Origin of the sequence: Kineococcus indalonis, assembly GCF_009906395.1 — a bacterium.
GTDB lineage: Bacteria > Actinomycetota > Actinomycetes > Actinomycetales > Kineococcaceae > Kineococcus > Kineococcus indalonis.
Genome location: NZ_JAAALM010000752.1, coordinates 1 through 1,408 on the forward strand (window position 1 = coordinate 1; position 1,408 = coordinate 1,408).

Sequence of the window (1,408 nt, forward strand, 5' to 3'; positions counted from 1 at the left end):
CTCCTGAGCCCGCGCACGGCGGCGGCCGCCCTCGGGCGCGCCGTCGCGGACCCGCTGCGCGCCCTGCCCGCCCGGCAGCGCCCGCTGCGCGTGTCCTGGCTGCCGGTCGCCGTGGTCGTGTGCGCCTTCACCCTGCCGGGCAACTTCGTGGTGCCCGGCCCGCTGAAGTCCAACGGCAGCCCCGTCCGGCTGCTCTCCCTGGTGTGCCTGGGCCTGGCGGTGCTGACGTTCCTCGCCGCCCGCCGCCGCCGCGCCGACGACGCCGAGCCGCGCTGGAGCCTGGTCGGCGCCGTGCTGGTGCTCGGCGTCGCGGAGGCGTTCTGGAGCTACGGCGTGGCGATGACCAGCGCCCTGGACGCCGCCGAGAGCGCCGGCGCGCTGCGCTCGCTGGTCGGCACCTTCGGCACCACCGGGCTGGCCCTGTACCTGTGGCTGGTGCTGCGCCGGCGCGACGACCGCGACCGCGTCCTGGGCTGGGTCGTGGCCGCGGCGGCCCTCTCCGCCGTCGTGGCCGCCGCCTCCTGGGCCGGGGTGCTGCCCGGCTGGGCGTCCCTGGTGCGCGGCGCCGGGCTGGTGGAGAACACCCCCACCCTCGGCGAGGTCAGCCGCTTCGACTTCCTGCGCGCCCGCGGCACCGGCGAGCACCCCATCGAGTACTCCCTCGGCCTGGCCGCCGCCCTGCCGATCGCGCTGCACCTGGCCCGGCACGCCGCCACCGCCGCCGCCCGGCGCTGGTCCGCGCTGGCCGTCGTGATCATCGTCGCCGGCCTGCCGCTGTCGGTCTCGCGCACCGCCGTGCTCGGCCTGGTCGTCGGCCTGGCCGTGGCCGTGTCGGGCTGGCCCGCGCGGCAGAAGCTCGGCGCGCTGCTCACCGCCGCCGCCGGCGTCACCGCGATGTTCGTGCTCGTGCCGGACCTGGTCCGCTCGCTGACGCAGATCTTCACCCTCGCCGAGCAGGACGACAGCGTCACCGGCCGGCTGTCCGACTACGCCCTCGTCGAGGCGATGTTCCGCGAGCACCCCTGGCTGGGCATGGGCGCCGGCGTGTACCGGCCCGAGACCGGCGGGGTGTACCTGGACAACACCTTCCTGGGCACCCTCATCGGCGGCGGCGTCGTCGGCGTGGCCGTCTTCGCGCTGCAGTTCCTCGTCGCCGGCGCCGTCGCGTGGGACCGCAGCGTGCTGGACGCCTCCGCCGCCGAGCGCAGCCTGGACCGCGCCCTGCTGGCGGTGCTGGCCGTCGTGCTCGTGGGCGCCGTCACCAGCGACGTCACCTCCTTCCAGCAGCCCACCGTGCTGCTCACGCTGGTGCTGGGGCTGCTGGCCTCGCGGGCCGGGCGCCCCGGGCCGGGAGCGGCCGGGCCGGGAGCGGCCGTGCCCGCGGGCGGCGCCGGGCGCGGGGCGGGGG

Annotated in this window: 1 protein-coding gene; it reads left to right on the plus strand. The window is 77.9% G+C overall.

Annotation, left to right across the window (positions count from 1 at the left end; all coding sequences use genetic code 11):
- Window positions 1-1,408 (plus strand): O-antigen ligase family protein (locus tag GTR00_RS20825; RefSeq protein ID WP_166613430.1); only part of this gene is annotated, 1,408 nt, incomplete at both ends.